The organism is Mycobacterium sp. SMC-17 (assembly GCF_045310915.1).
GTDB lineage: Bacteria > Actinomycetota > Actinomycetes > Mycobacteriales > Mycobacteriaceae > Mycobacterium.
The window spans coordinates 1-25,985 of sequence record NZ_JBJIAK010000065.1 but is presented as its reverse complement, the minus strand read 5'-3'; the positions used below and the strand labels follow the sequence as shown (position 1 = coordinate 25,985).

The following is a 25,985-nucleotide window of genomic DNA, read 5'->3' as shown; positions in this document are numbered from 1 at the left end:
TTGCCATGGGGACATCCTTCCAGCCCGCCCATGCTGGGCAAGCCAACTCAGATGTCACCTATTCGTGCAGCAGACCCGGACGCACCCGAGACCCAGCGCGTCGAGCAGGTGTGGTTCGCCGGTGTGCACTGCGACATCGGTGGCGGCTACGACCCGCCCGGTCTCAGCGACATCACCCTGCCGTGGATGGTGGGGCGTGCACAGGAGTACGGCCTGCACTTCGAGCCCGGCGCCTTCGAGTATCGGGAGTGCGCGTACGCCCCACCACCGAATCCGACTGCGACCAGGGCCGACCGCACCTCGGTGCATCCGGACCCACTGCAACTTCCGCAGAACTCACGCACCTTGTTCTATCGGCTCATCCCGCCCTATATCCGTCCGATCGGCGCGACTGACTGGGACCGCGAAGCCATCGCCTCGACCGCGCTCGAACTCCATGAAGTGAAGCCGCACTACTACGAACCGAAAAATCTCGTCGCTTACATCGGCGGCCCGCACAACACGGAGAAGATCGGGGTGCCGACAGGGTGGCGACCTCCGATCGAACCGCCCGAATAATCCTGACCGCAGGCGTGTCTCGCCGCGACGTCGCTCAGCCGAGCAAGGCTCCGATGGCGCTCTCACGCAGATGGGCCAGCAGTGCGCCGGGGCCATCGAAGACCTCAGCCATTCCGGCGGCACGTAATTCATCGCCGCCCACTCCACCGGTCAGGAGACCGATCGACGTGACCCCCGCCCGCGCACATGCCTGCGCGTCCCAGACCGCGTCCCCCACAAACACCGCCTGCGCCGGACCGACGCCGGCCTTGTCGAGTGCCACCTCGATGATGTCGGGCTCAGGCTTGGCCGTATCCACGTCGCCGGACATGGTGACCGCCGAGACCACGTCGTCACAGTCGAGGACCCCGCGCGTCAGCTCCAGCTCGTCCTCAGGCGCCGACGTGGCCAGGACGACCTGCAGACCCCGATCAGCGACTCCGTGCAAGAGCTCGCGTGCGCCCGGCAACGGCCGCATCAGTCCCGCGGACTCGCGGTAGTAGCGGCTGTGCAGCTTCTTGAGTCGTTCCTCGGTTTCATCGGACACATCGGGACACAAGTCGTGGACCAGCGACGTCCCATCCATTCCGATGCACCGGTGCACGCGCCATGCCTGCACCAACAGGTCTTCGTCGGCGAATGCGCGCAGCCACGCATGTACGTGCAGATAGTTCGTATCCACCAACGTGCCGTCGACGTCGAACAAGACTGCTGGGTGTGCCGTCATACCCTCGGGAGTACCCCCGATCAGCGCGTCCTACGCCAACCCGGATGATCGGCGTCGACGCACGTCTTACCCGACGGCCGCCGGTCCGCGAATCGCCGTGGTAGTACCGCGATTACGCCGGTTGACTAGTTGACCCCGGCAGCCTGAGCTGTCGGTTGCGCCGGCTTGGCCGTGCCCCCGACCCGGCTCGCCACGTAGTCCGCGGCGCTGTCGGTGAGCCCCCGCGCCTGGTATGCACCGTGGGCACCCTGGTCGCCGCCGGTCGGCGAGCACACCGGATCCTCCGGGATGCAGATGTCATCGGTCTTGCCGACGTAGCGCGGACCGACGGTGATCGGCGGCGCGCCGGTGTAGATCATCTGCAGGAAGCCGCTGGACGGCTTTCCGAAGAGGACCACCCCGGCCACGCGATCGGCCACCGAAGCCGGCATCGGCCCGCTCAGCCCGGGCGGCAACGTGAAGCCCTGCGGCACGCTGTCCTCGGTGATGTACGCCGCGACCGCCGCGCCCTGCGAGTAGCCACCGAGCACGACCTTGGTGTTCGGGCAGGCGCTCGCGGTCGCCATGACCTTGTTCTTCGCGTCGATCACGCCGTCGGCGGCGGTCGCGAAATCAAGGGACGCAGGGTAATTGACGGCGTAGACGTCCACCGACTTCCCCGGCGTCCGGGCGCGGAGCGCATCCACGAACGCCTGCCCGACACCACCCACACCGGCGGGCTCGAAGGTGCCACGGGCGAATACCACCTGTACGTCCGGGCACGCCTCCGCAGCGGCACTGCCGGACCCGGCGACGCCTGCGGCAACGCCCGCGCTTGACAAGACGACTGCCGCACAGGCAGTAACCCATCGATTATTTCGGTTCATCTAGACCGCCCCAACTCGACCTGAAACCCGCAACGGGACAGACACTGGCCCCGGTTCTCCCATTTACTGTCTACCCGATCTGGATTGGTCAAACCGCCCACCGCAGGTGATCCACCTCACGCGCATGACGGTCGGCGCCGCGAAATCGACTGTCGTGAAGCCGAACTCATCAACTGCATCAGACGGACGCCATGTCGGATTCGCGTGGGATCGGCTTCGGCCACGGCTGCGGAATCGGGCGCTGACGCACGCGCTGCGGCCACCAGAACCAGCGTCCGAGCAGGCTGGCGATCGACGGCGTCATCAGTGACCGCACCACGAGGGTGTCGAACAGCAGACCCAGACCGATGGTCGTGCCGACCTGGCCGATGATGATCAGCTTGCTGACCGACATGGACATCATGGTGAAGGCGAACACCAGGCCCGCCGAGGTGACCACCGAACCGGTGCCCACCATGGCGCGGATGATGCCGGTGTTCAGCCCGGCGTGGATCTCTTCCTTGATCCGGGAGACCAGCAGCAGGTTGTAGTCGGCACCCACCGCCAGCAGCACGATGACCGACATCGGCAACACCATCCAGTGCAACGGAATACCCACGATGTGCTGCCACAGCAGTACCGACAGACCGAAGGCCGAGGCCAGGCTGAGTACCACGGTGCCGACGATCACCGCCGATGCGACGACCGCACGGGTGAGGACCAACATGATGATGAAGATCAGGATCAGCGCCGCAGCCGCGACGATCATCAGGTCGTAATCGGCACCGATCTGCATGTCGTTGTACATGGCTGCGCTACCGCCGAGGTAGATCGAGGAGCCCTCGAGGGGCGTGCCCTTGATCGCGTCGGCCGCGGCGACCTTGAGCGGTTCGATGCGCGAGGTGCCCTCCTGCGTCAACGGGTTGCCCTGGTGAATGATGGTGAACCGCACCGCATGGCCGTCCGGCGACATGAACAGCTTGAGGCCGCGCTGGAAATCCGCGGTCTCGAAGGCTTCCGGCGGCAGGTAGAACGAATCGTCGTTCTTGGCCGCGTCGAACGCCTCGCTCATTGCGGTGCCGGTCTTCTGCATCGCGATGGTCTGGTCCTGCTGCGCCTTCTGCATCTGGTACTGGTTCAGCAGCACCTGCTTCTGGTGCTTCATCGACGCGATCTGCTTCGGCATCGTCGCGACCATCTTGGGCATGAGGTCGGCCATGCGCTGCATGTCGGGAACGATGGCCTGGAAGTCATCGGACATCAGGCTGATGCCGTCGATGCTCTCGAAGACCGACCGCATGGACCAGCACACCGGGATGTCGAAGCAGTGCGGCTCCCAGTAGAAGTAGTTGCGCATGGGCCGGAAGAAATCATCGAAGTCGGACAGGTGATCTCGAGTGTCACCCATGTCATCCGAGGTGGTCTTCATCTTGTCGGCCATGCGCTGCGAGACCGCCGCCAGATCTTTCTGGACGCTCATCATCTCGGTCATGGCGTCGATGCTGTTCTGCAGATCGTCGGCCTGCGAGAGCAGATTGTCCAGGTTGGTCTGCATGTAGTCGTTGTTCATGAGCTGCGTGGAGCCGCTCTGTCCGACCGTGTACGGGATCGTCGAGTGCTTGATCGGGTCACCGTCAGGTCGGGTGATGGTCTGCACCTGGGCAATTCCGTGCACGTTCTTGAGCGCCTTGGCGATCTTGTCGATCACCAGGAAGTCCGCCGGGTTGCGCATATCGTGATCGGACTCGACCATCATCAAATCCGGGTTCATCTTGGCCTGCGAAAAGTGCCGGAACGCAGCGTCATAGCCGACGTTGGCGGGGATGTCCTTGGGCAGGTAGATCCGGTCGTCGTAGATGGTGTGATAGCCCGGCAGCGCGATCAGGCCCACCAGCGCCGCCACCACGGCGCCGACCAGGATGGCACCGGGCCAGCGCACCGTCGCGGTGCCGACGCGGTGCCAGCCGGCGGTGCGCGTGTTCTTTCGGGGCTCGAGGACCCGGCGGAAGCGGGTTGCGACCGAGATCACCGCGGGTCCCAGGGTCAGCGCCATCGCGACCACCATCACCATGCCGATGGCCAGCGGGAAGCCCATGGTCTGGAAGTACGGCAACCGGGTGAAGTGCAGGCACAAGGTGGCGCCGGCAATGGTCAGGCCCGAGGCCAGCACCACATGCGCGGTGCCGTGAAACATGGTGTAGTAGGCCGATTCTCGGTCCTCGCCGACACGTCGCGCTTCCTGATAACGCCCGATCAGGAAGATGACGTAGTCCGTCGCGGCGGCGATCGCCAGCGTCACCAGCAGGTTGGTGGCGAAGGTGGTCAGCCCAAAAACGTTGTGGTAGCCCAGAAATGCCACCAGACCGCGCGCCCCGGAGAGTTCGAGCACCACCATCACCAGCACGAGCAAGGTCGCGATGACGGATCGGTAGACCAAGAGCAGCATGACCGCGATGACGCCGAAGGTCACCAGTTCGATCAGCTCCATGCTCTTGTCACCGACGACGTTCTGATCGGTGCTGGTCGCCGCCGGACCGGTCACGTAGGCCTTCACCCCTGGCGGAGCAGGGCTTTCGGTGGCGATGTGGCGCACCGCGGCGACCGACTCGTTGGCCAGCGTCTCACCCTGGTCACCGGCGATGTAGACCTGCACGTAGGCCGCTTTGCCGTCGCGACTCTGAGCGCCCTTGGCGGTCAGCGTGTCGTGTCGCCCCAGAAGTCCTGGACGTGCTGTACGTGGGTGGTGTCGGCGCGCAGATCGCTGACCATCTTGTCGTAGAACGCGTGCGCGTCGGCCCCCAGCGGACGATCGCCTTCGAGCACGATCATCACCGAACTGCTGGTGGTGTACTCGTCGAACACTTTGCCGACACTCTTGGTGGCGATCATCGAGGGCGCGTCATTCGGGCTCATGGACACCGCGCGCAGCTTGCCGACTTCCTCGAGCTGCGGGACGACGGTGTTCAGCGCGGCGATGACCCCGATCCACGCCAGGATGATGAGCACCGCGAACCGGCGGATGAACCGCGGTATCCCCTTGTGCCCCTTGTTCTCCACCACCGGAATGGCGTCGGTCTGGGCCTCGTCGGCCGGCGCGCTCATGCGGCCTTCACAAAGCAGAAGGTTTCGGCGTTCATACCGGTGGCGGTCCTCTCTTCTTTGACCACGTCATCGACACTGACCCGGCAGCTGATGCTGTTGCCGTCGCCCTGGGCCAGGATGTTGGGTTGTACAGAAGGCAAGGTGGTCGACAGCGTCAACGTCCACGGCAAAGACACCCCCGCGGCGCGCTGCGGCTTGCCTTCGAGGTCCATGTAGTTGATGGTGGCCGTGCTACCCGTGCCGTAGATCTCGTACTTGACGAACTTGGGGTTGAAGTCCTCGGCGTTGTCCGAGCTCTTCTCGGTGATCACGACGGGATTCGACCCGAACACCTGTCGCACATTCGACACGATCACCACGCCGCCGGCGACCGCGACGATCACCAGCAGCGGTAGCCATGCCCGCCGAAACACTCTTGTCATCGCTGCCTTCTCCAGAAGTTGCCGACCGCGCGGTCGTCGGGCATGGGCAGGCACACCGCCGTTGATGCGCCCCCGGACATCTAGCTAGGTAACCTAACGGAAAAAGTGGATAGAGTCCATCCATTTAAATGTCGTCTTCGTTACAACCTGGCGCGGGCCCGCCGCATTCCTGCCCTGCGCGGGCAAATGCGATTTCCGCTGAAAAACCCTTGGTCAGCAGCGAAATTCGGACCTAAATCACTCAGCTGTTGGAGGCGAAGTCCCAGACCTGCATGTTGCCGGCGGGATAGCCCAGGCAGACGTCGGTCGCCTTGGCGACCACGCCCTTGTTGTTGAAGAAAATCTTGGCCCAGTTGCCCCAGTGGGTGGCCACCTGCTCGTAGTAGACGTTGGTGGCGGTGTCCTCGGAGTACTGCCGGCGGCCGACCGGGTCCAGAGAGAAGAACCAGTGGATGCGGTCCTGCGCCATCTGCTGGATATCGGCGGGGCGGTTGTTCCGGTCGATCATGTAGCGCTGGTAGTACACCGGGCTGGTGTCACGCACCGCCTGCAGGTACTGCTCGGCATCGCAGGTGGTGGTGATGATGCGGCGCGGGATCGGATAGTCGTCGGTCGCGTCGGCACCGGCCGGCGCGGCAAGGGGCAGCGCGGTCGCCGCCAGGCCGACCACCACGGCGGCCAATCCGATACGGAGAGATCGAAGCGTCATGCGCGGACCCCGGTTTGCGACTGCTGCGCGGCGGCTTCCAGTATCGAGCGCTTGTCGGGGCAATAGAAATCTATTGCGGCACTGAGGAATTGCCAGTTCTGTTGAGTGGCGTTCTGCCGCGACAGGTTGGTGGCGACGAACTTGGCCGACTGATAAGCGTCGTGGTCGACGTTGTTACTCAGCCGCTGGCACGCGATCTTCCCCAGCCAGGCGTTGTAGTCCTTCGGTCCGTAGATGCCGTAGGTGTGCAACTGGTTCGCGAAGTCGGTATCGGGATCGGCATGCGCAGGTCCGGAACCGGACACCGCCACGACGATTCCGACAGCGGCGGCGGCCAACGCAGGTACGGCCCGGTGGTGTCGTGTCATGCAGCGCGCCCTCCCGATCGCGAATCACCGCGATCGTGAGCCGGTCGCAGCGTCCGGCATGAAACTATTCCGGTAAGTGGATGGCGTCAATCCACTTAGTGCAATGGTGTCCCGGATTACACTGCGGGGGTGATGGCCCGCCCGACCACAGATCGACCGTTGCGCAAGGATGCCGTGCGCAACCGGCAGCGAGTGATCGATGCGGCCCGCGACCTGTTCGCGACGCAAGGCCTCAGCGCAACGCTCAATGATGTGGCGCACCACGGCGGCATCGGCGTGGGCACGGTGTATCGCCGATTCCCCACGAAGGAAGAGCTGTTCGAGGCCATCTTCGAGGACGCGATCGACGAGATCGCCGCGGTCGCCGACACGGCATTGGAATTCGACGACTCCTGGGCGGGATTCGCCTGGTTCGTGGAACAGATGTGCCAGCAGACGGCCACCGATCGTGGTCTGCGAGAGATCCTGTACGGCAAGGGCGGTGGCGGCAACGGGGTGGAAGCGGCGCGCACCCGCCTGGTACCGAAAATCGCGAAACTTGTTGAGCGGGCGCAAAAAGACGGCCACCTGAGACCCGGCATCTCCGACAGTGACATGCCGATCCTGGGCCTGTTGGCAGGCACGGTCAGCGAATTCGCCGGCCACGTCGACCCCGAGCTGTGGCGACGGTATGTGGCCATCTTCCTTGACGGGCTCCGCAGTCGCGATGGCCAGGACAAGCTGCCGGTCGATGCCCTTGACGAGGATCAGGCCGCTATCGCCATGACCACCTCACCGCCGGGATCCTGCTTCAGCAAGGAGTAGCGGCCCGCGGGCTACAGAGACGCGTCGCAGTTTTGTTTTGAGGCGGCTGGTGGCCGGACGTGCCGCCGGGGAAACTCGAACCATGCGCGGCGCCGAACCTCTGCTGACACCCATGCTCATCATCGTTTGCGTCGTGATGGCCGTCGCGGCGGCCGCGGTGAACCGCTTGGCGCTGGGCGGATCCGTGTGGGAGGCGCCGAGCGCCGCGGCGCGGGCAGCACTTCAGCTGGCTGCGGTATCGACCGTGCTCGCCGTCGCATTGCAGCGGATGTGGTCGTCGCTGCTGGTGCTCTTGCTGATGTTCATCGTCGCCTCGATCACTGCCGCTCGTCGCAGTCAGGCACAGCGCGGCTCCTGGTGGCTGACCGTCGCCCTCGCTGCCGGCATGGTCATGGTGATTCCGCTACTGACGCTCAGCGGTGTGGTGCCCTTCAATGGTGTCGCGGTGGTGCCCGTGTTCGGCATCGTGCTGGGCGGAACGATGACCGCATCGGCGGTGGCGGCGCGGCGTGCACTCGATGCGCTGACGCAGCGCGCCGGCGAGGTTGAAGCGGCTCTCGGCCTTGGTCTGTCAGAACGTTTCTCGCGGATGTTGGTCATCGAGCGACCACTGTCGGACGCTCTGCTGCCCAACCTCGATCAAACCCGCACCGCCGGACTCGTCACTCTTCCCGGCGCATTCGTCGGGGTGCTGCTGGCGACCGGCTCGGCCGCACAGGCGGCGGCGGTTCAGGTCCTGGTACTCGTCTCACTCTTGCTCGCGCAGGTATGCGGCGTCGCAGTCGTCGGGGAACTCGTGGTCCGAGGCAAGATCGCCCGGTCGAACGACGCGATCGCGCCGCCTCGCGGCGCGGGCCCCGTCGTCGCTCTTGCCCGCAGGCTCGGGGCGGTCAGGCCGGGACCCTCCACAACAGGACCATAGTCAGGCCGGGTTCAGCGGCGCCCAAGACCTGCAGCGGTGGCTCGGAGCGACCTGTACCCCGTTTTACCGGTTCGTTAGTTACGGTGATGACGTGCTGAGAGCCCTCAACGAGCTTGTCGACAGGGTGACGCGCACCCTGATGGCCGTCGACGCGGACAACTACGTGGCCGCCAGCGAGCAGGCACTGACCGACGTGGCAGCGCATTTCGGTTTGGATGTGGCGTTTCTGCGGCACAACGATCACACCATCGGCGCGACGATCCTGATCGCTCAATGGCCGATCAGGACCTACATCCCCGACCCGGATCCGATCGGAACCGTCTACTTCAAGGATGCCGATCCGGTCTTCGCGATGGCCGAACATGTCGCAGAACCGGTGATCCTGCGGCCGGCGGCCGAGCCGGATGAATTCCAGCAGCGCATCGAGGAAGGCACCACCGTGCCGGTCATCTCGATGGCTGCCGTGCCGATGAACGTCACCGACACGGCCGAACCAGATGGTTTCACCACAACCGGCACACTGGGCTTCATCAAATACGGTGACCGGCAATGGCTGGACGAGGAGATCACCGCGCTCAAGGTCATCGCCACGATGTTCGCCCACGTCAAGGTGCGGGTGGAAACACTCGCATCGATCAAACACCTTGCCGAGCATGATGACCTGACCGGTTTGCGCAACCGCCGAAGCCTGGTCGACCATCTCGATCAACGACTCGCATCGGGTGAGCCTGCCCCTGTCGCGGCGCTGTACATCGACCCCGACCAACTCAAAGCCGTCAACGATCTGCTGGGCCACGAGACCGGTGATCAGGTTCTCGTCGAGCTCACCCAGCGGTTGAGCGAGTACGCGGCCGGCGAGGCGTTCTTGGCTCGCCTCGGTGGGGACGAGATCGTCGCGGTGCTCAACGCGCCCACATCACTCGCCGATGCCCAGGCCTACGCCGAACGGCTGCGCGAGACGCTGGCCGCGCGACTGATGCTGGGTTCGTCGTACATCAGGCACCGGGTGAGTATCGGTGTGGCCGTGGGGATTCCAGGAGCCGATTCGGTGTCGGACCTGCTCCGGTATGCCGAGCACGCGTTGACCGCCGCCAAGGCCGCAGGTGGCAATACCGTGATCGCGTTCAGCGACGAACTCGCGGCGCAGTTCTCGTTCCAGACCGACGTCGAAGTGCATCTGCAGGACTGCATCGACAACGGCGCGTTGTTCCTCTACTACCAGCCCGAGGTCGATTTGCGCAGTGGCGAACTCGTGGCGATGGAAGCGGTGGTGCGATGGAATCACCCGACCCGCGGACTACTGCTGCGTGAGGAGTTCATGCCACGGCCGAGGCCACCAACTTCGGCGGTGCTGTGGGGCGCGAGGTGTTGCGGATGGCATGCGAGCAGTTTCGACGTTGGCGAGCTGAGGGTTTGGCCCAGAACGTGATGCTCCGGGTGAAGCTGTCACCCGCCCAGGTGCTGACTGCCGGGTTCACCGAACATCTCGCCGCGACGCTCGCGCAGTTCGAGGTTCCGGCGGGTTCGCTGTGCTTGGAGCTGCCCGAGGACCTGTTGGTCACCGAGGCTCAACTGTGCGGCCAAATCCTGTTGGAACTGAAGCAGATCGGGGTTCAGCTGGCGTTGGACAACTTCGGCACCGGGTACAGCTTTCTGCCCAGTTTGAAAGAGCTGCCCATTGATTCGTTGAAGGTCGGCCGCGGGTTTGTCCAGACGCTCGACCATGACGACGAGAACGCCTTGTTCGTCCAGTCGATCGCTCTCCTGGCCGACGCGTTCGGGCTCGAACTGACCGCCGACGGGCTGGAGACCGAGTCCGCGGCGCAAAAACTCATCGCCATGGGTTACCGTCGCGCGCAAGGGCTTCTGGTGTCCGGTCCGGTCGACGCGGACACCATGGGGCAGCTCCTGGCGGCGCCGGTGCTGCGCACCCCGGCGCCGTGATTGCCCGGTCAGACTTTCCGAGCGGTCAGCAGCAATGCCGGTAGGTGCACGCGGCCGGCGTCGTCGACCGGGAAGTTGTGGGGCGGCAACCCGGGGATGTCGGGAAGTTTGACAGCCACGAACGACGCCTGCGTCGCCACGTCGGACCAGTGCGCCGCGACGGCGTCGCGGACTTCGGCTTCGGTCACCTGGTTCGGGATCGGGCACGGCGAATCGGCAGGCAACGCGTCCTTGGTGAACACCAGCAGGTACAGCACGGCACCAGCAGCGGCGGCCTCATGGATACCCCGCAGGTAGTCGTCGCGCGCTTCGACGGGCAGTGAGTGGAACAGGGTGCAGTCGATGACGGTGTTGAACTGCTGGGTGAGGCCGAGGGCACCGATATCGCGGAGATCGCCCTGCAGGAATCGGGCCGTGGTCAGGCCGCGGTCGGCTGCCGCAGCAGCGGCCTGCTCGATCGCGACCGTCGACAGGTCGATGCCGGTGACCTCGAAGCCCCGCTCCGCCAGGGCGAGCGCGACATCGCCCACGCCGCACCCGGCGTCGAGGACGGGTCCGGTGACTTTGCCGGCGTCGATGAGAGCGAGGATTTCCGGCTGCGGTGCGCCGATGTTCCATGGCGGCGGTCCCATGAAGATTTCGTGGCGGTATGCGGCGTCCCAGTCCATCACTTCGCTCATGGTGACCAAGAGTAGTTGGGTGTGCTGCCAACTCCCCGTCAGTCGCGCAGCACGACGCGCTCGTCGCTGCGCCGGCTGGTCACCGCCGGCGGCGCCGCGACGGTGAGTCGCAGGATCAGCGCGATCCTCTCGTCCGCGTCGATGCCGGCGAGGTCGACGAATTGGCGTTGCAGAATCCCGAGTTCGCCGGCGAAGCGAGCGGAAAGCTTGGTGAGATCGGCCGTATCGTGGGCGAACAGCCAGACCGGCGAGATCGGCTGTACGGCCAGGCCGCGCTGCTGCGCATGCACCCACACCGCCTCCGCGGCCGAGCCGCCCGCGGCATAGTCGCGCAGTGCACCACCGGTGACGGTGACGATCGCCAGAGCCGAACTGGCGTGCACCCGGCCGCGCATGTCGTCACCCAGTGCTTCACCGGCGTTCCAGTCGGCCAGTTGAGCCATGACTTCCGGCCGGCGCAGCAGCTCGAGCATGACCAGCCCGCCATCGCCCAGTCCGAGGCTGTGCACGTCGATCCCGGCGTCCGGATCGGGATCGCCGGGCCAGCGCAGCTCGGCGATCATCTCCTGATGCAGGTGGGGGGTCAGGAACCTGATCCGGTCGGAAGCGCCCAAAATCTCTGCCGCTGCGGCGATCTCGCCTGGCGCGGTGATGAGTCGCAGCCGCCCGCCTTCGCATTCGGCAGCAGCCGACAATGCCCCGGCAACCTCGTCGGCCAGGGGCGTGGGAGTGCCTTTGTCGCGGTTGGTTTCGCGCGCGAGCACCGCGCCGTACAGGTCGGCGAGGTCCGGGTTGCCGCCCTTGCCGTACCAGAGTGTCGCGTGCAGCGGTGACCACGACCCGTGGGCCGGCTCGTCGACGGTTACCGGGCCGAGGATGCCGTGGTGGGCGGCGGCAACCCGAGCATTGAACACTGCGGCGCCGACGGCGACGGCGCTCCCCCGGAATCCGACATCGATGGTCGGGCTGTATTGCGGGGCAAGGCAGATCGCGATCTCATCTTCGCCGGCCTCGATCAACCAGGGCTGAACATTGCCGCCCGACGGCGCGCGCATCGCGGCGATCGCAACCTGGCCGGTGAGGCTGGTGGCGGAGAGCGGCTCGTGCGCGGGCGTGGTGGGCCGCGGCGCGCCCATCGACGGCTCGGCGAGTTGGTCCAGCGATGACCCGATGTCGATGCGGCCGCGCCCCGAGCGCAGTTCCTCGCCAAGTCCGATACGCCGCACCGCCTCGGCTATCGCAGACGCCCCGATGATGACCTCCGAGGCCACCTGCGGCCAGGTGGCCAAGGTCCGGTCGAGTTCGATGAGCGACGCCGCGGTGCGCGGTGAGAGCTTTTCGGCTTCGAGGTGGCGCAGGATGTGTGCCACCTTCTCCTTGCTGCTCATGCCGGGCAGCAGGCCGATGTCGAGCGGGCCGAGCAGGCCATGGAGGATCGGGCGGTCAGGTTCGTCGTCGAAACGTTCGACGTCGATGATGCCGCGGTCGCTGGTGGCCATCAGCACCGGGATGCGTCGATGCCGGGCGGCCACCCGCGCGACGGCCTTGATGTCGAGCGAATCGCATTCTTCGACAAAGACATTGAGCCCGTCGACGAAGTCATCGACGGTCTCGGTGGTCAGGCCCTGATGAAATACCTCGACCGGCAGGTACGGGTCGAGTTCGGCGATGCGGCGCGCCGTGGCGACAGCCTTGTTGAGTCCGAGGTCGAACACGGTGGCCGGTATCCGATTCAGATTCGACAGCTCGACGCGGTCGAAGTCGGCCAGACGCAGTCGCCCGCACAAGCCTTGGGTGGCCAGGGTGTGGGCGATGACATGCCCGACGCTGAGTCCCGCGACGCCGACAGCGAGTTCGGCCAGTCGGGTCTGCTCCCCCGTGGTGATGCTGTTGCGGTTGCGGTCCAGGCGCAGTGCCTTGAAGCCGGCCGGACCCAGGATCGAGACGAGGGTCCGTCGCCACGGGTACCAGACCCAACGGGCCGGTTCGTCCAGGAGTGCGGCAGCGGGTTGGGGGCGCAATCGGCGTAGGTTGTCCAACTCGGGCCCGTAGTGGTCGAGGACCTGGACGTGCGGGTCCGACCGGAGCAGATCGAGTGTGGCCGCGGCTGCCGGATTGGCCGGGTCCAGAATTTGTGGGCGATATTCGTTCGGATCAGTTGGTTGCACTATTCGGCTCCAAGTTCTGTGCATTGCCTGGCTGCGCCATTCGGGCCATCTGCACGCTGCGGAATGGGCCTGGGAGGCAGTTCGTCAGTGTCGCCGACCAGCCACAGGAGAAACCCGTTGATGTGGGCACTCAGGCACGAATCCACTTCTGCTGCAGCGGCTATCGCGCGTTTGCGCAGCGCCTCGTCGGCGCGGTAAATGCCGGCGGGCACTCGGTGCTGGCTCGGCATTTCCTCACTATCGCATAGGTGGATATCCACCGTCGAGACTGATAACGTCGGCCCGTAGAAATACGGGGCGTGGCCAGGGGGAATGAATATGCGCGCTGCGGCGGCGACAATCTCGATTGACGACAGCGTCACGGATTAACCCAACATGGTCGACCAATCACGCCCGGACGTCGCGTCACTACCGCTACCACCGGTCAATCCGCTGCCTCGCAAACAGCGTCTCGCCGCGTGCCGTTCCTTCCACACCGGCACCGATGTCCTGCGCGACGCCGGCGGCCCGGTCACCCGCTTCACCCTCGCGCCGAAGTGGCTGATGCCTCCCCTGGTCGTCGTCACCTCCCCGCAGGGCATCCGGGACACCGTTACCTGCCACGACGGCTCGATCGACAAAACCAGCGACGTCAGCCAGGAGCTTGAGCGCATCATCGGCGCCAACCTGTTCGTCGTCGACCATGAGCACTGGCTGCCGCGCCGACGCACGATCCAGCCCGTGTTCACCAAGCAATCGGTCGCCGAGTTCGGTGGCCACATGTCCGAGGCGGCCGAAAAGGTATGCGCCAGTTGGGATGACGGTGCCGAGATCGACTTGGACGCCGCTGCCCGACGGGTCACAATGCGCGCACTCGGCCAGAGCGTGTTCGGGGTCGACCTGAGCGATCATGCCGAGTCGATCGACGCACCGATGCGCGTGGCCGTCTCCTATGCGGTGTCTCGGGCGATCAACCCGGTGAGCTTGCCGCGCTGGGTTCCCACCCGGGCGCGCCGGCGTGCGTACGCGGCGGCAGCGACGATCCGCAAACTCGCGCTGGATGTGGTGAAGGCATGCCGGGCCGATCCTGAGATGAACGCGCCTCTGGTGCAACAGTTGATCGCGGCGAAAGATCCCGACACGGGTAAGCCGTTGTCGGACTTGGACATTGCCAACGAGCTGCTGATCTTCATGTTCGCCGGCCAGGACACGACCGCGACCACGATCGCGTACGCACTGTGGGCGCTGGGCCGTAACCCCGAGATGCAGGACCGTGTCCGTCAGGAGGCGTCCCGATTCGGCGACCGCGAACTGACTCCCGATGATGTTGCCGGCTTGGGATACACCATCCAGGTGCTCAAAGAGTCGATGCGGTTGTGTCCGCCCGGGGCAACAGGTTCACGGATGGCCACTCGCGATGTCGCCGTGGCCGGGTACCGGATTCCGGCCGGCACGATGATCGTCATGGGTCGCATGTCTGTGCACCGTGACCCCAGCCTGTGGGACAGGCCGCTGGTGTTCGATCCGGAGCGATTCACCGAAGCGAACAGCCGCGGTCGTGACCGCTGGCAGTACATCCCGTTCGGCGGCGGTCCACGCGGCTGTATCGGTGACCATTTCGCGATGCTGGAAGCCACGTTGGCCCTGGCAACCATCGTGCGTTACGCCGAAATCGATTCTCTCGATGACGAATTCCCGATGGTGGCCCCCTTCACGCTCGTGGCCGGAGGACCCATCCGGGCCAGGATCAAGCTGCGCTGACCAACGGCCGCCCCTTGGTGAGCGGGCGGTCCTGCGAGCAGTCTGAGTCGAGCCGGCCGACAACCCCTCGTATGTCGGCCGGCTCAACCCGTTGAATTCGTGGTCTACTCCACGGCGCGGAGTTGGCCGTGCCGGATAAGTGCGGTGACGGCTTCGTCCCAGCGGCGCAAGTTCTCAGGTTCGAGGAAAGCACCCGGGATGTGTCGCTCGATGTGCTTTCGAAACAGGATGGTTCCCGCGCGCACAATCAGCGGAAGCAGCGCACCCCACTCCGGGTCAAGGTCTTCACGGGTCAGCCCCATCTTTTCGAAGTGGACCCGCTGCGCCTCACTGATGGCGAACATGCCGTCAAAGATGGTTTCGCCCACGCCTTCGGGTTCGAGCATCTGCATGCAGATGTACTCGAGCACGTGCGGCTTCTCCGACATGACCTCGGTGAAGCGATGCCCCATGGCGACCAGCGTTTCCTCTGGCGGAGCGTCGGGGTTCTGAATCTTGGCGGCCAGCGCGTCGATCGCATGATCGTCGACTGCGGCGATCAGATCTTCTTTGGCCTTGAAATGGTGTTGAACACGCCCGACGCTGACGCCCGCCGCGTCGGCGACGTTTTTCAGTGTCGCCGCCTGCGTCCCGCGTTCCGCGAATACGGTCAGCGCAGCCTCGATGATCATCTCGCGGCTGGTGGGTTTGGCCGGTTCGCGTCGACGTGTGAACACGGTCTCCATGCGAGTAGACAATACATGGAACTCGTGTCACGATTCGACTGTATCGGCAACCAATATCAAAAACTTGGCTAACGGTACAGACATATCGGTACGGCCGGTTGCGTATCGCCGCAAACTGGAGGGCCAAGCCCACACCGCGAGGCAAACGCCGCAGTCAGGAAGAGATCAGGAAACATGACCGATTCGGCATTGCGCGCGCCAGGCGGCCAGCCGAACGCAGGTGCCACGACACAGCGAACGAGAATCTGATGCCGGCGATCACCTACCCGGCCCCTACGGGTCCCGTTCCCGGATATCTCGCGGCACCCGACGGCGCCGGGCCGTGGCCCGCGGTGGTCGTCATCCAGGACGTCCGCGGACTCACCGCCGACATCCGCCGCAGCGCTGACAAATTCGCCGAAGCCGGCTATCTGGCGTTGGCTCCCGACCTTTACGGCGGACACAAGCCCAAGATCCGATGCGTCGCCAAGACCATCCGCTCACACTTCACCGGCGAAGGCCCGGCTTACGACGACATCGAGGCCGCCCGTTCCCACCTTCTGGCCGACCCACGCTGCAACGGCAAGGTCGGGATCGCCGGCTTCTGCATGGGCGGGGGCTTCGCCCTCGTCGTCGCCGCGCGCGGCGCATACTCAGCGGCCGCATCCATGTACGGCCTGGCCCCCAAGGACATCGACAGCCTGGAGCGATCCTGCCCGGTCGTCGCGAGCTACGGAGCCAAAGACCGAATCGTGAAAAAGGGTGCGGCCCAACAACTTCAAACCGTCCTGGCGCGCGCCGGCATCGCCCATGACGTCAAGGAATATCCCCTTGTCGGCCACGCCTTCATGAACGACTTCGGCCTACCCCGCGTTCTCAAACCCGTGGAAACCCTTGCCCGAATGGAGTTCTCGGAGTTGGAGGCCGAAGACTCCTGGCAGCGGGTCTTCGCGTTCTTCGAAGACCATCTCACCTGACAGATCACCAAACATGACCGCAATACTGCAGAAGTCAGCTATTCCGTCGCCGATGCCGCCGTGCACGCTTGATCCGGACCGGTGGGTCAACGCCGGGAACGACGCCGAGGTGAAGGCGTTGTGCCGCTCATGCCCGCGCCGCGCGCGTTGCGCCATCGAGGCCATCAACACCCCGGGCATCTCTGGCGTCGTTGCCGGCGTGCATGTACCCGATGGGGGCCGCCCCCGCGCTTTCGCCCTGCGTCAGCTGCGAGCGGTGGCGGCCCTCACCGGGATGCCTGAAACACCCTGACTACCTCACGCGAGTTCAGCCGGCTCGGGCGCCGGCTCCGCATCCACCGACGATTCCCGGGTCTGCCTGCGGGCAATGCGGGCCGGACCAGCGACGTACCACGCGGCCGCGGCGAGCAGCACCGCAAGGAAGATCCACGGCATCAAGGCTGCCGGCCAGGCCGGGAGTGGATACACGTTGCGGTAGAAGACGTACCCGAGGCAACCGGTGACAGTCATCCCGATGATGACGGCGGCACCGATGCCGGCCTGTGGCGCCAGGCGCCGCACCAGAATCGGGATACCCAGTCCCATCAGCATGTAGGCAACCATGTAGCCGAAGGTCCCCAGGGTTCCGGTGTAGGAATACACATCGAGTTCGTTGATTCCGCTGAGCCCCAAGCCAAGTGCTGCGGCCAGGGCAGCCACGCTGAGCAAGATGATCGCCACATGCGGGGTCTTGCGGATGGGATGTGTCGCCGCCATCTTGCTGTGCACGAGCTGCGACTCCCCCATCGATCGCAGTACCCGACTGGCCGCTGTCAGTGAGCCGGTCACGCAGGCGAAGTTCGAGGCCACCGCGCCCAGATCGATGCCCAACGCAAGCCAGTGAAAGCCAAGGCCATCGGCCAACGTGTTCAACGGCGTTGCATCGGCGGCCAGGTTGTCGGCACCACCGAATCCGACAATCTGAGCGTAAGACGCGTACAGGTAGAGCGCGCCGGCCAGGAGCGCACTGCCCGTGACGGCCCGCGGGATCGTCCGCTGTGGGTCCTTGGCCTCGACGGACAAACACGCAGCCGACTCGAAGCCGACGAAGCCCAGGGTCGCCAATACCATGCCGCTGACCACCTGTTGCACCGTGATGCCGGTGGGCATGAGCGGCGCGAGGGTGAAGCCATGATGAAGTAGAACCATGGTGCACACCAACAGAATTGCTCCGATTGAGAGCACCTCGAGCACCACGCCGGTCCATGCGGAGATCCGGACGCCGCGGATCATCATCCAGGCCGCGCAGACCACACACAGGATTTCCAAAACCACCGTCACCGAAATCGAGGTAGCCGGCGCGCCGGCGCTCACCGGTGGAGCCACTCCGAGAAGGGGTTTGGTGTACTGCGAGAATTGGGCGACGCAGCCGACGGAGATGAGCAGATACCCGAGAGCGAGACCGGTCGAACCGACGAACCCGACAGCTCTACCGAACGCGGCGGTGATATGTGAGAGCAGGTCCTCCCCCGGCCGCAGCCGCGCGGCCCGGGACACGCACCAGCCCACCAAGAGCAGCACGCACAAGGAGACGGCGTAGGAATACAGGGTGCCTGCGCTGGCGCTGGCCGCCACAAGCGTTGCGCCGGAAACCATCACGGCACTTGGCGCGATACCGGCCGTCGATTGCGCGACGAGCTCGACGCCGCTCATACTGGCGGCCGCAAGCCCGGTATCCGCATTCTGCTGAGCATCTCTGAGTTCCTCGAGCCGCTCGACATTGGATATAGACGGCATAGATCGGCCTCCTCATGGTGATTGGTCGGTCCACGAACACGGCGCGGACCGCATGCCGGCTGCAGTGCCGACGGCTGGGGTGTGGGCTAAATGACCTAGCGGGGCAACCGCTTTCGGTTCACCAGGCAACTTTAGAGTCGGGGTGTTACAAGAAGTGACGACGAATGTTAAAAGCGCCGACAAATACATTCGCCATTCACACTGAATGACGCGGCATTGGACAACGGAGACCGGTATCGCGCAGATGTGTATTCGCGGCGAGTCGGCGCGCGTTTCTGCAGATACAGAAAATTCCGGCTATTGCCCGGTGCTGGAATCAGCGAGCCGACTGTAGTTCCGGGCCGCATACCGAATAGCGTTGTAACACAGAATATCTGGAAAGTCATCGTGGATCTCGGGCGACTTCAGAGCACCCGATGACAGGTAAGCCCGGCGCGTCGTTGTGACGCCCATTCGCGAACTCTGTATTCCCTGGAATTCATCGATAAGAATATTTCACAGGGCTTTGACAGCTACAGCTGCCGTCAGCGTGAACTACTTCCTATCGGCGAAGATGATGCGGTGCCATTCTTTTTCGGCGACCGAGGTGATGTCGCTCATCACGTGCTTGATGGTCAGGTATTCCTCGAACGAATAGGCGCTCATGTCTTTGCCGAAACCGGAAGCACCGAAACCGCCGTGCGGCATTTCGGAGATGATCGGGATGTGGTCGTTGATCCACACGCAGCCCGCCTGGATTTCACGCGATGCCCGCTGGGCTCGGTACACGTCACGAGTCCACGCCGAGGCCGCCAACCCGTACTCGGTGTCGTTGGCCTGCCGCAGCGCGTCGTCATCGTCGATGAAGGGTCGCACGGTCAGCACGGGACCGAAAATCTCGTCGCGGTAGATCTCGGAGTCTTCCGCAACATCGGCGATCAGGGTCGGCGGGTAGAACGTACCGGGACCCTCGGGCATGGTTCCGCCAGTCACGATCCGGCCGCCCTGCTGCTGGGCCCGCTCCACCATGCCGGCGACTTTGGTCCGGTGTGGCGTCGAGATCACCGGTCCCAGATCGGTATTCGGGTCGTGCGGGTCGCCGGTGACGACCTTGCCGAACAGTTCGGCAACTCCGGTCACAAAGTCGTCGTACAACGGTTGCGCGACGATGGCGCGGGTCGCCGCCGTGCAATCCTGGCCCGTGTTGATCAGCGAGGCCGCCACCGCGCCATGGATCGCGGCATCCAAGTCGGCGTCATCGAAGACCACGAACGGAGCCTTGCCGCCGAGTTCGAGCTGGGTGCGGTGGCCATGGACGGCCGCAGCTGCCATCACTCGTCGCCCGACTGCCGTCGAGCCGGTGAACGTCACCATGTCGACATCACGATGCCCGGCAAGGGCTGCGCCGACGTCCGCGCCCAGCCCGGTCACGACGTTGAACACGCCTTCGGGCAGCCCCGCTTCGCCGGCCAGCCGCGCCAGCGTGAGCGTGGTCAGCGGCGTGATCTCGGCAGGCTTTATCACCACGGCACAACCAGCCGCCAACGCGGGCAACGCCTTCCAGACCGCCATCTGCAGCGGGTAGTTCCACGGCGTGATGGTCGCGACCACCCCGACGGCCTCGCGCCGGATGCTCGACGTGTGATCGGCCGAGTATTCGGCACTGGCCTTGCCCTCGAGGTGTCGGGCGGCACCGGCGAAAAAGTCGATGTTGTCGACGCTGCCGGGCACGTCGAAGTTCGCCGCCAGCCGGACCGGTTTACCGGTCTGCCGCACCTCCTGATCCACGAGCTCGTCGGCGTTCTCGGCGGCCAGTTGGGCCAGCCGCGCCAGAACCGTGGCCCGCTCGGCCGGAGTTGCCCGGGCCCAGCTCGGCTGTGCAGCGCGGGCCGCAGCTACTGCGGTGTCCACATCGGCGGGTGTCGCCAGCGCATATGAGGCCACGACAGCACCTGTCGCCGGATTGATGATGTCGAACGGATTGCCGTCCGTCGTCACGATCTTTCCGTTGATGAAGCTACCTGCGACGACCTCGCCTCCACCTGCGCTCACGATCTAGCACGCTACCCCAAGACTGCTGCGGTTTCCACTCGAAATCACGCTTCCTACGACTGATTCCGTCGTACATGTTGTTCTGAACGACGAAATCCGTGCACAATTGACGCCATGGCCATCTCCGATGCACCGCCTGATGCCGCTGCGCTGCCTGCGCGAAGTAACCAATCTCGGGGCGGTGCCGCATTCCAGCTCGACGAGCTCTCGAAAGAGATCATCGAGCAACTGCAGCAGGATGGCAGGCAGTCCTACGCCGCCATCGGTAAAGCGGTCGAACTATCGGAAGCGGCCGTGCGCCAACGGGTCCAGCGCATGATCGACTGCGGCGTCATGCAGATCGTCGCCGTGACCGACCCCGTTCAAATGGGCTTCGGACGCCAGGCCTTGATCGGCGTTCGCTGCACCGGCGACACCACCAAGGTCGCCGACAAACTCGCCGCCATCGAGTCTGTCGATTACGTAGTGCTGACCGCCGGCACCTTCGACATCATCATCGAAGTCGTCTGCGAAGACGACGGCCACCTGCTCGACCTGCTCAACAGCAAGATCCGAGCCGTGCCCGGGGTGTTGTCCACCGAAACGCTCGTCTATCTCAAACTCGTCAAACAGCAATACAACTGGGGCACGCGATGACCACAATCAATGCAGCACAATCACTTTCAACCGACTTGGCAGCCAAGGCCAAGCGGCATCTGTGGGGCCATTTCGCCCGCCACGGGGCCGACATCACCCCGCCCATCATCACCCGCGGCGAGGGCGTCACCATCTTCGACGACCGCGGCAAGAGCTACATCGACGGGCTTTCGGGCCTGTTCGTCGTACAGGTCGGGCACGGCCGCGAAGAACTCGCGGCCGCCGCTGCCCGGCAGGCCGAGCAACTGTCCTTCTTCCCGTTGTGGTCCTACGCAACGCCGACCGCGATCGAACTGGCCGAGCGCATCGCCAACTATGCGCCGGGCGACCTGAACCGAGTCTTCTTCACCACCGGCGGCGGCGAAGCGGTCGAGAGTGCCTGGAAGCTGGCCAAGCAGTTCTTCAAGCTGACCGGGAAACCCGGCAAGCACAAGGTGATTTCGCGTTCCATCGCGTACCACGGCACGCCGCAGGGTGCGCTGGCGATCACCGGCATCCCGGCTTTCAAGGCGCCGTTCGAACCGCTCACCCCCGGCGGCTTTCGCGCGCCGAACACAAACTTCTACCGGGCGCCCGATGCCTACGCACACGACCCGGAGGCCTTCGGCCGGTACTGCGCCGACCGCATCGCCGAGGCCATCGAATTCGAGGGCCCCGACACCGTCGCCGCAGTGTTCCTGGAGCCGGTGCAGAACGCGGGCGGCTGCTTCCCGCCGCCACCGGGATACTTCCAACGCGTCCGGGAGATCTGCGACCGGTACGACGTCCTCCTGGTGTCCGACGAGGTGATCTGCGCCTACGGCCGCATCGGCTCGATGTTCGCCTGCGACGATTTCGGCTACGTCCCCGACATCATCACCAGCGCAAAGGGTTTGACGTCCGGCTACTCCCCGATCGGCGCGATGATCGCCAGTGACCGCCTGTTCGAACCCTTCAACGACGGCAAGACGATGTTCGCCCACGGCTACACCTTCGGCGGACACCCGGTGTCGTCGGCGGTGGCGCTGGCCAACCTCGACATCTTCGAGCGCGAGGGCATCAACGACCATGTCAAAGCGACCGCCCCGGCTTTCCGGGCAACACTCGAGCAGCTGTACGACCTGCCGATCGTCGGCGACGTCCGTGGCGAGGGATTCTTCTACGGCATCGAGCTCGTGAAAGACAAGGCCACCAGGGAGACCTTCAACGGCGAAGAGTCCGAGCGCCTGCTGCGCGGCTTCCTGACCCCAGCGCTGTGGGAGGCAGGTCTGTACTGCCGCGCCGACGATCGCGGCGACCCAGTGATCCAGCTGGCTCCGCCGCTGATCAGTGGGCAGAAGGAGTTCGACGCGATCTACGACATCCTGCGCACCGTCCTCGACGAAGCGGGGCGACGCCTCTAGACGGCTCTGTCCCGAACTCTTGGCTGCCCGAACAGATTTGGGTGGCTACCCGCCGAAATGGGTGCCGGTCAGATCTTCGGAAGCCGTCCAGACGCGGCGGGCTTCGTCTTGGCTGCGGATTCGGCTGTAGGGCTTCTGTTCGGCGGGTGCACCACCAAGATGCATGAACCCCTTGGGCCCGTACAGCTTTCCGCCGGCATTCGGTGTGGTGGCGGCCATCAGAGCGGGGAGCTTCGCGGTTTCGACAGTTCCGACGATGAGGCCCACTGCTGAGGCTCGCCGGATGAGCCTGACACCGAGAGTATCGCCGTTGCGGCCGATCTCGGGGCGCACGGCGAGCAGGCTCGTGGGGGCGACGCCGGGGTGGGCGAGATTGCTGGAGATCCCCCAGCCGAGCTCGCGGCTGCGCCGATCAAGCTCGAGGCCGAACAATCCGAACGCGATCTTGGACTGGCTGTACGCACCGAAGCCGTTGTAGGACTTCTCCCAGTTGAGGTCGTCCCAATTGATTGATCCGCGGTTCGCCGCAATGCTGATCTGCGAGGTCACACGGGCTTTCCCGGCGCGCAGAAGCGGCAGTAGGTGCGCGACGAGGGCGAAGTGTCCCAAGTGATTGGTGCCGAACTGCAGCTCGAACCCGTCGGCCGTCATCTGCCTGGCGGGCGGTGTCATCACGCCGGCGTTGTTGACGAGTAGGTGAATCGGCCGGCCGTCGTCAAGCAGGCGCTGGCTCAGGCTCGCAACCGATTTGAGGGATGAGAGGTCGAGTGGCTCGACTGACACTCGAGCGTTGGGTGTCTCGTTGCAGATCGTGGCAACTGCGGCGTCGGCTTTGACGGGATTGCGCGCGGGGAGGACAACCTCGGCGCCGGCCGCAGCCAGGCGACGAGCTGTGCCAAGGCCGATGCCGTCGGTACCGCCGGTCACCACGGCGCGGGTGCCGGTGAGGTCGGGCAGGGTGATATCGATCGGGGCGCGATGCATGGGGTTCCTCCATCAGGTGTGAACTCCACAGTCACACCCGCGGGAACCCGTATCCAGGGATCGGCGATCCCTGGATACGGGACGGAGTGGTCGTACTGTGATTGCGGAGAGGAGACGCAAGTGATCGACCGGGCCGGACTCGCCGAATTTCTCAGGCGCCGCCGTAGCGCACTCCAGCCGGAAGACGTCGGACTACCGCGAGGGCAACGTCGGCGCACTCAAGGTCTGCGGCGCGAGGAGGTCGCGGCGCTTTGTCACATGTCCACCGATTACTACACGCGCCTCGAGCGCGAACGAGGTCCACATCCGTCGCCACAGATGATCGCGGCGATAGCCCAAGGCCTACATCTGAGCCTTGACGAGCGCGACCACCTCTTCCGACTGGCAGGCCACCACGCCCCGCCCCGCGGTGCTACCGGCGACCACATCACCCCGGGGCTGCTGCGAGTGCTGGATCGATTGTCAGACACTGCGGCCGAGATCGTGACCGAACTCGGCGAATCCCTGCGACAGACACCGCTGGCAGTCGCGCTGACCGGGGACGCGACGAAGTTCACCGGCCCCGAACGCAGCATCATCTACCGATGGTTCACCGACCCCGCGAGCCGAGAGATCCATCCCGTAGACGACCACGCATTCCTGTCGGCGATGTACGCATCCGGGTTGCGGGCGAGTCTGGCCCTGCGCGGCCCCGATTCCCGTGCAGCGTGGTATGCCGACATGCTCCTCGCGCGCAGCGAAGAGTTCCGCGGATTGTGGGAAGACCATGCCGTCGGGATTCGGCCCGAGGAGGCAAAACGCTTCCTTCACCCGCAGGTTGGGCTGCTCGAACTCACCTGCCAATACCTCGTCGACCCCCAACAGTCCCACCTGCTCCTCGTGTACACCGCCCAGCCGGGCTCGGAGAGTTACGAGAAGCTGCAACTGCTCGCCGTCGTCGGAAACATCGCCATCGACAACCAATTCGGCTGAGCGCACTACCAGGTGGGCCGAAGTCGCCGGTCGTCGAGACGGCGACTTGCCAAGGCCTGCCCTCGGTAGTGACGAGTTACCATGCAGATTGCGGAGTTTCACATCAGTTCGCTGTCACGGGGCTTCGCGCCAAGCCGGAGTGCGAGGGCCACCAGCAGGACGAGGACCAGACCGGTAGCGGCAGCGTTCATGTCGAACGGTCCGGCGTTGGGCCAACCGGCCTCGGACCGCGCAGATCCGCGCAGGAAAGGCACAATCGCGAAAACCGCGACCACAATTACGCTTTCGCCGACCACCACTACCGGGAAGTGCTCCACCGCGATCCGCCACGCGGTGCGATTATCGCAGTCACGCTGCGCGGCGCGGATGCGTGGCAACAGCACACGCACGTTGTAGGCCCCCGCAGCCATCAGCAGCGCAACGCATATCAGTTTGAGTCCGAGCGCGCGGCCGTACGGTGTGGTCAACAGCTGAGTCGGGGTACCGACGTGGGTCCACGTCATCCAGGTTCCGCTGATGATCAACGCCCCAACCGCATACAGCGCAACGACACTGAAACGCTCCCAGAGACGCCGCCATTCATCGGTAAGGGCTGCGGCACTCTCGCGGACATCGCTGTTGCCGGCCGGGCGTCGCCCCATCACCGCCACCGTGGCCAGCACGATGAGGCCCCCGGCCCACAGCAGGGCGCCAACCACATGGGCGATCGTCAGCACGACGCTGGGCAACGCATGCGCCGTCAACGTCCGGCTGATCAGCTGCGGTACGACCGCGGTCAGGACAGCGCAGCCGGCCACACCGATGCCGGCCGAGCGTGACGGATGCCACCGGACCCAGAGCAAACCTCCGATGGTCAGCAAGTAGAAAAATGACTGCACGACAGCGATTTCGCCCGACCCGAGCCAACCACCGCGCGCGGGTGGGGCCGTGATGAATGCAGATACTGCCTGCCATGAGAGCGCCTGCACGAGTCCGGTTTTCGCGAACGCCGCCACCGCACTCAGGTGATGCAGGACCGACGTCGCAAAAACCAGGGCCGCCACCGGAAGCGCGAGGCGACCCAGCCGCCGTGCCAGGATGCCGTGGGCAGAGCACGGACTGACCAGCAAGGCCATGCCCACACCGATTCCCGTGGCACTGGCCAGTCCGATGTCATAGAGGACCTGCGTGACCACGGCCATTGCGCTCGGAGACGGAGGTGTCATGGCTCAACCCACCACCACGGGAGCGTCCGAATCGCCGACTCTCATTGTGTTCGTAGCTGATTCCTGAAAACGTGGCACGCGTATGTTTCCTCGATCGACATGTCCTGGGCAGTCTCGTGTGCACCGGATCACCCGCCATCGTTGTGCCCGCGCGTGGGTGCACGGTCAGCGCAACATGTCAACAGGCTATGAATCGAGACGTGACGACGTTTCGACCGGGCCGGCGAGCTCAACGCGCTACACCGGCTACTACACACATGTCGGCGCTGCCGACCTAGTGTCCTGCGCCGGGAATTCGTTGAAGATATGAACCGAGTCGTTCGAAGATCTCGTCGGCGGTCTTGGTCCAG

General features: G+C 64.8%; 22 protein-coding genes and 2 pseudogenes. 10 read left to right on the top strand and 14 right to left on the bottom strand.

The genetic code is table 11. The features are described 5' to 3' along the window. Window positions 1-558: phospholipase effector Tle1 domain-containing protein (locus tag ACJH7A_RS27340; RefSeq protein WP_406803011.1), on the top strand; the 558-nt coding region annotated here is incomplete at its 5' end. A 34-nt stretch (window positions 559-592) separates the two neighbouring features. Here ACJH7A_RS27340 and ACJH7A_RS27335 read toward each other — a convergent pair. The 6 genes and pseudogenes from ACJH7A_RS27335 to ACJH7A_RS27310 all read right to left on the bottom strand — a co-directional run bounded on the left by ACJH7A_RS27335 (window position 593) and on the right by ACJH7A_RS27310 (window position 6,710). Then, window positions 593-1,264: an HAD family hydrolase gene (locus ACJH7A_RS27335; protein ID WP_212806773.1), complete on the bottom strand. Its 672-nt coding sequence runs from the start codon at window positions 1,262-1,264 to the stop codon at window positions 593-595. A 125-nt stretch (window positions 1,265-1,389) separates the two neighbouring features. Continuing rightward, window positions 1,390-2,130: a cutinase family protein gene (locus tag ACJH7A_RS27330; protein WP_212806774.1), complete on the bottom strand. Its 741-nt coding sequence runs from the start codon at window positions 2,128-2,130 to the stop codon at window positions 1,390-1,392. Between the two features lie 178 nt (window positions 2,131-2,308). Beyond that, window positions 2,309-5,211: pseudogene (locus tag ACJH7A_RS27325) on the bottom strand (RND family transporter). Then, complete coding sequence (locus ACJH7A_RS27320) at window positions 5,208-5,633, bottom strand: MmpS family transport accessory protein (RefSeq protein WP_029105884.1); 426 nt, start codon at window positions 5,631-5,633, stop codon at window positions 5,208-5,210. Before ACJH7A_RS27320 ends, ACJH7A_RS27325 begins: the two are co-directional and overlap by 4 nt. Before the next feature lie 241 nt (window positions 5,634-5,874). Further along, window positions 5,875-6,342 carry a DUF5078 domain-containing protein gene (locus ACJH7A_RS27315; protein WP_212806775.1) on the bottom strand — a complete coding sequence of 156 codons (468 nt, stop codon included), beginning with the start codon at window positions 6,340-6,342 and terminating at the stop codon, window positions 5,875-5,877. After that, complete coding sequence (locus ACJH7A_RS27310) at window positions 6,339-6,710, bottom strand: DUF732 domain-containing protein (protein ID WP_212806776.1); 372 nt, start codon at window positions 6,708-6,710, stop codon at window positions 6,339-6,341. The genes ACJH7A_RS27315 and ACJH7A_RS27310 overlap by 4 nt, the downstream gene beginning before the upstream one ends. Window positions 6,711-6,842: 132 nt before the next feature. On the opposite strand from ACJH7A_RS27310, the gene ACJH7A_RS27305 reads away from it, so the two are divergent. From ACJH7A_RS27305 to ACJH7A_RS27295, 3 genes and pseudogenes are all read left to right on the top strand, one after another. Further along, entirely contained in the window at window positions 6,843-7,514 is a 672-nt protein-coding gene (locus tag ACJH7A_RS27305) for a TetR/AcrR family transcriptional regulator (RefSeq protein WP_212814666.1), read from the top strand. Window positions 7,515-7,596: 82 nt separating this feature from the next. Beyond that, window positions 7,597-8,436 (top strand): ABC transporter permease, encoded by an 840-nt coding sequence (locus ACJH7A_RS27300; protein WP_244872789.1) that lies wholly within the window; start codon window positions 7,597-7,599, stop codon window positions 8,434-8,436. Between the two features lie 139 nt (window positions 8,437-8,575). Continuing rightward, window positions 8,576-10,380, top strand: a pseudogene (locus ACJH7A_RS27295) (putative bifunctional diguanylate cyclase/phosphodiesterase). Window positions 10,381-10,388: 8 nt separating this feature from the next. Here the strand turns inward: ACJH7A_RS27295 and ACJH7A_RS27290 are convergent. The 3 genes from ACJH7A_RS27290 to ACJH7A_RS27280 are packed head-to-tail and all read right to left on the bottom strand — an operon-like array spanning window position 10,389 to window position 13,590. After that, window positions 10,389-11,060 (bottom strand): class I SAM-dependent methyltransferase, encoded by a 672-nt coding sequence (locus tag ACJH7A_RS27290; RefSeq protein ID WP_244872787.1) that lies wholly within the window; start codon window positions 11,058-11,060, stop codon window positions 10,389-10,391. 38 nt (window positions 11,061-11,098) lie between these two features. Next, entirely contained in the window at window positions 11,099-13,228 is a 2,130-nt protein-coding gene (locus tag ACJH7A_RS27285) for an Rv1355c family protein (RefSeq protein ID WP_406803010.1), read from the bottom strand. Further along, window positions 13,228-13,590 (bottom strand): hypothetical protein, encoded by a 363-nt coding sequence (locus tag ACJH7A_RS27280; protein ID WP_406803009.1) that lies wholly within the window; start codon window positions 13,588-13,590, stop codon window positions 13,228-13,230. Before ACJH7A_RS27280 ends, ACJH7A_RS27285 begins: the two co-directional genes overlap by 1 nt. Window positions 13,591-13,603: 13 nt before the next feature. Between ACJH7A_RS27280 and ACJH7A_RS27275 the strand changes: the two genes are divergently transcribed. Then, window positions 13,604-14,968 carry a cytochrome P450 gene (locus tag ACJH7A_RS27275; protein ID WP_212806779.1) on the top strand — a complete coding sequence of 455 codons (1,365 nt, stop codon included), beginning with the start codon at window positions 13,604-13,606 and terminating at the stop codon, window positions 14,966-14,968. Window positions 14,969-15,072: 104 nt separating this feature from the next. Here ACJH7A_RS27275 and ACJH7A_RS27270 read toward each other — a convergent pair whose 3' ends face one another. Continuing rightward, complete coding sequence (locus ACJH7A_RS27270) at window positions 15,073-15,693, bottom strand: TetR/AcrR family transcriptional regulator (protein ID WP_406803008.1); 621 nt, start codon at window positions 15,691-15,693, stop codon at window positions 15,073-15,075. A 248-nt stretch (window positions 15,694-15,941) separates the two neighbouring features. Between ACJH7A_RS27270 and ACJH7A_RS27265 the strand changes: the two genes are divergently transcribed. Beyond that, on the top strand, window positions 15,942-16,649 hold the full coding sequence (locus tag ACJH7A_RS27265) for a dienelactone hydrolase family protein (RefSeq protein WP_406776079.1): 708 nt from the start codon (window positions 15,942-15,944) through the stop codon (window positions 16,647-16,649). Between the two features lie 13 nt (window positions 16,650-16,662). Next, window positions 16,663-16,941, top strand: a complete 279-nt coding sequence (locus ACJH7A_RS27260; RefSeq protein WP_406803007.1) for a WhiB family transcriptional regulator — start codon at window positions 16,663-16,665, stop codon at window positions 16,939-16,941. Window positions 16,942-16,946: 5 nt separating this feature from the next. Here ACJH7A_RS27260 and ACJH7A_RS27255 read toward each other — a convergent pair whose 3' ends face one another. Continuing rightward, a complete protein-coding gene (locus ACJH7A_RS27255) occupies window positions 16,947-18,425 on the bottom strand; it encodes an APC family permease (protein ID WP_406776077.1) in 1,479 nt (492 codons plus the stop codon). Window positions 18,426-18,959: 534 nt separating this feature from the next. Beyond that, window positions 18,960-20,456, bottom strand: a complete 1,497-nt coding sequence (locus ACJH7A_RS27250) for a gamma-aminobutyraldehyde dehydrogenase (RefSeq protein WP_406803006.1) — start codon at window positions 20,454-20,456, stop codon at window positions 18,960-18,962. Between the two features lie 114 nt (window positions 20,457-20,570). On the opposite strand from ACJH7A_RS27250, the gene ACJH7A_RS27245 reads away from it, so the two are divergent. Then, window positions 20,571-21,092: an Lrp/AsnC family transcriptional regulator gene (locus tag ACJH7A_RS27245; protein ID WP_212806785.1), complete on the top strand. Its 522-nt coding sequence runs from the start codon at window positions 20,571-20,573 to the stop codon at window positions 21,090-21,092. Beyond that, window positions 21,089-22,474 (top strand): aspartate aminotransferase family protein, encoded by a 1,386-nt coding sequence (locus tag ACJH7A_RS27240; RefSeq protein WP_212806786.1) that lies wholly within the window; start codon window positions 21,089-21,091, stop codon window positions 22,472-22,474. Before ACJH7A_RS27245 ends, ACJH7A_RS27240 begins: the two co-directional genes overlap by 4 nt. Before the next feature lie 45 nt (window positions 22,475-22,519). On the opposite strand, the gene ACJH7A_RS27235 is transcribed toward ACJH7A_RS27240, so the two are convergent. Then, window positions 22,520-23,458 (bottom strand): SDR family oxidoreductase, encoded by a 939-nt coding sequence (locus tag ACJH7A_RS27235; RefSeq protein WP_212806787.1) that lies wholly within the window; start codon window positions 23,456-23,458, stop codon window positions 22,520-22,522. A gap of 120 nt (window positions 23,459-23,578) precedes the next feature. Between ACJH7A_RS27235 and ACJH7A_RS27230 the strand changes: the two genes are divergently transcribed. After that, window positions 23,579-24,430: a helix-turn-helix transcriptional regulator gene (locus ACJH7A_RS27230; RefSeq protein WP_406776075.1), complete on the top strand. Its 852-nt coding sequence runs from the start codon at window positions 23,579-23,581 to the stop codon at window positions 24,428-24,430. A 98-nt stretch (window positions 24,431-24,528) separates the two neighbouring features. Here the strand turns inward: ACJH7A_RS27230 and ACJH7A_RS27225 are convergent, their stop codons facing one another. Beyond that, entirely contained in the window at window positions 24,529-25,425 is an 897-nt protein-coding gene (locus ACJH7A_RS27225; RefSeq protein WP_406803005.1) for a copper resistance D family protein, read from the bottom strand. Window positions 25,426-25,985: the final 560 nt, after the last annotated feature.